This window comes from Enterococcus mundtii (genome assembly GCF_002947535.1).
Classification (GTDB): Bacteria; Bacillota; Bacilli; order Lactobacillales; family Enterococcaceae; genus Enterococcus_B; species Enterococcus_B mundtii_B.
In genome coordinates this window covers 1-3,618 of sequence record NZ_PUAP01000066.1, presented here as the reverse complement: position 1 = coordinate 3,618, position 3,618 = coordinate 1, and the positions used below count along the sequence as shown (strand labels likewise).

Genomic DNA, 3,618 nt, shown 5'->3' with positions numbered 1-3,618 from the left:
ATTTTTATGGATGATTTTTTATTTTTATTTGATTATTGTGTCAAACGGCTCCGTTTTTCCGGTTCTTGGTGGGCTAAACGGCTTGCGGCAGAAGCGGCAATTGCTCCCACGATATCATCTAAAAATGTATGGACATTTTCACCATCGTGACTATTTAACTTTTTCAAGATCCCGGGTTTTACTTTGTCGATATAGCCATAATTGGTAAAACCAATCGTTCCATAAACATTGACGATCGACAAGGCTAAAATTTCATCTATTCCGTATAACCCTTCATCATCTTCAATGATATGTTGAAGAGGACTCATCAATTGTTTTTGTTCTGCCAGGATATCTAATTGAATGCCGGTAATGATCGCGTTATGGACTTCACGCTTTGTCAAGACTGCGTTGATACTTTCTGCACAATCCTCCAAGCTTAGATCTGAGATATAATCTTTTTGTAAAAACATGACTAATTCAGCGATATCCTCGATCGTGACTCCACGTTCTTTTAGGAGATCTCGCGCTTTTTCTTCTAAAGTTTCTGTTTTTATGACCATTTTTGATTCCTCCGTCTCTTCTTTCTATCTATAATGGTAACGTAGTGCGTACAAAAAGCAAGAATCATTTCTTCTACGAAATAGCAGGTAAGTTATTTTGGTCCAAACGTTTTATCATAAAGACTTGTACTGTGACCAGGTTGCGTACGTTCCTTCGGATTGATGAAATGCAACGCATTATTGACAGCAGTCGGTGCCTCTCCAAATCCTGTGGCAATCAATTTCACTTTTCCTTCATAGCTACAAATGTCACCCGCAGCATAAACACCTGGAATAGAAGTTGACATATCAGAGTGGACAGTGATTGCATTTCTGGAACTTTCAAGTCCCCATGAAGACAGATGCTCTAAGTTAGAAGTGAACCCATAATTGACGATCAATGAATCAACCATAAGATCAATTGTTTCATCCGTCTTAGCTTTTTTCAGACGAATGTCTGACAATTCACCGTTTGAACCAGATAAGCGCTCAATCAAATAAGGCGTCAATACATTCACAGAGGATTGATTCAACTGATTGACGCTATGTTCATGAGCCCTAAATGCGTCTCGACGATGAATCAAATAAACTTCGCTCGCAATAGGTTCAAGCATCAGTGCCCAGTCGATCGCTGAATCCCCACCGCCAGCAATAGCAACTTTCTTTCCTGCATACTTCATCAAGTCATTCACGAAATAATCTAACCCATGGTTTTCGTATAGTTCAGCATGTTCTAAATTCAGCTTTCTTGGTTGAAAAGAACCACTTCCTAGTGTCAGGATCGCAGCTTTAGAATAATGTATACCTTTCGTAGTAGTGATCTCGATGATCTCGTCCTCTCGGGAAAGTGAAAGAACTTCTTCATTTAAATGAAATGTATGATTAAAAGTGGTCAACTGTTTCTTTAAATTATTAACGAGATCAACCGCTTTGATTGCTGGATAACCAGGAATGTCATAAATATATTTTTCAGGGTATAAGGTAGTTAACTGTCCGCCAAGTTGAGGCAAACTATCAATAATATTGGTTTTTGCTTGGCGCATACCAGCATAAAAAGCTGCGAACATGCCAACCGGTCCTGCACCAATAATTGTAATATCGTAAATTTCCATTTGAAATTCCTCCCTTGGTGACACTATAACAGAATTTAATTGAGAATTCTTCTCAAATAGTCTGATGATAGAACGAGCAGTCACTAAAATATACGTAGTGATCTAACATATAGTTTATTTACTTTCAATATTAGCTAAAAAGAGTTATTTTACTAGTACGAAATGTTTGAATCAAAGAGGTAGAATTTTATGATTAAAAGAATAACGAGCCGTGCAAAAGAAGACGGAGTATTGACGCTGTCTTTTCTGCTAGCAATTGGTACTATGTTCATCATCCCGCCAAATTTCAATTATCTTTCTTATATCGATTTCCATACATTGATTCTTCTTTTTTGTTTGATGCTGATCGTAGAAGGGATTCGGCAACAACAGTTTTTCGACTTTCTAGGCAATCATTTGATCAAACAGACAAAAACCACAAGAGGCATTATTTTGATTTTAGTTTTTCTCACATTTATCAGTAGTATGCTGATCACTAACGATGTGGCGCTGATCATTTTTGTACCATTCGGTCTATTGATCGTAGAGAGGATCGGCATGAGGACGTCGATTCCTCTAGTCGTAACTCTAATGACGATAGCGGGGAATCTAGGAAGTATGTTCACTCCGATCGGTAATCCACAGAATCTTTATTTATTTGCACAGTCACATCTACAACTCCACGAATTTTTACAGCTGATGCTCCCCTATACAATAGCTGCTGCCTTGTTGTTGGTGGTGTTGATCTATGGAAGAGTCAAAAAAAATATTATCGATTTAACGAACACAGAAGAGATAATGTTAAAGCAAACCCAACTCATTTTTTATTTTGGTCTCTTTTTAACATGTCTTTTGGCTGTCAGTGGTATACTTCCTCATTATGTCGTATTGATCTTAGTGAGTGTAAGTATCCTAAGCAATGATCGCCGCCTCTTTAAACAAATCGATTACTCCTTGTTATTTACGTTTGTTTTTCTCTTTCTATTTATTGGTAATATCAAGCAAGTAGATGCAGTCCAAGCTTTTTTTGAAAAAAGTGTGGCGCATCATGAAGTCAGCGCAAGCATTTTTGCTAGTCAATTGATTAGCAATGTTCCTGCGGCTCTCCTGTTATCAAGTTATACAGAGAACATCAAGGGATTGATCATTGGCACGAACTTAGGAGGGTTAGGAACGTTGATTGCTTCAATGGCAAGTTTGATCTCTTACAAATTAGTCATCAAGCAATATCCGGAATGGAGAAAAAAGTTTTTGTTCGTCTTTGCATTCTACAACATCGTTTTTTTGATTTTCTTGTGGCTCATCTTTACCTTATATCAATAGAATATGTTATGATTACACATGAAGACAGAATTTTTAGGAGGAAGAAAATATGGCATTTCCACAACTTGATCTTATGAATGAAAAGGGGCCTAAAGCTCTTATAAAAACCAACCGCGGAGATATTACAGTAAAACTATTTCCTGAGTTAGCACCTAAAACAGTCCAAAACTTTGTTGAATTAGCAAAAAAAGGGTACTATGATGGCGTGATTTTTCATCGTGTGATCCCTGATTTTATGATTCAAGGAGGCGACCCAACCGGTACAGGTATGGGAGGCGAAAGCATTTACGGCGAAAGTTTTGAAGATGAGTTCAGCCGCGAATTGTTCAATCTACGTGGCGCACTATCAATGGCTAACTCTGGTCCAAATACAAATGGCAGCCAATTCTTTATCGTCAACAATACGAATGTGCCAGAAAATATGCTTAGTCAGTTAGAAGGAGCAGGATTCCCTAACGAAATCATTGAAGCATATAAAAATGGTGGAACACCATGGCTTGATTTCCGTCATACAGTGTTTGGCCATGTACTTGAAGGAATGGATACAGTCGATGACATCGCAAATGCGCAACGTGGACCACAAGATCGTCCAGTACATGATGTAGTGATCGAAACGATTGAGATTTCTGAATAAAGTAAAAATTTTAAAAGTCACAAACTCTTAAAAAGCACCAAACAGCAAA

Annotated in this window: 4 protein-coding genes; 2 read left to right on the top strand and 2 right to left on the bottom strand. The window is 37.8% G+C overall.

From position 1 onward, the window contains the following. Positions 1-32: 32 nt before the first annotated feature. Positions 33-542, bottom strand: coding sequence for a phosphatidylglycerophosphatase A family protein (locus CUS89_RS15770; RefSeq protein ID WP_104872794.1), 510 nt, complete (start codon positions 540-542; stop codon positions 33-35). Between the two features lie 92 nt (positions 543-634). Then, positions 635-1,633, bottom strand: coding sequence for an NAD(P)/FAD-dependent oxidoreductase (locus CUS89_RS15765; RefSeq protein WP_104872793.1), 999 nt, complete (start codon positions 1,631-1,633; stop codon positions 635-637). A gap of 189 nt (positions 1,634-1,822) precedes the next feature. On the opposite strand from CUS89_RS15765, the gene CUS89_RS15760 reads away from it, so the two are divergent. After that, a complete protein-coding gene (locus CUS89_RS15760; RefSeq protein WP_104872792.1) occupies positions 1,823-2,935 on the top strand; it encodes an SLC13 family permease in 1,113 nt (370 codons plus the stop codon). A 49-nt stretch (positions 2,936-2,984) separates the two neighbouring features. Next, entirely contained in the window at positions 2,985-3,569 is a 585-nt protein-coding gene (locus tag CUS89_RS15755; RefSeq protein WP_034690848.1) for a peptidylprolyl isomerase, read from the top strand. Positions 3,570-3,618 lie beyond the last annotated feature (49 nt).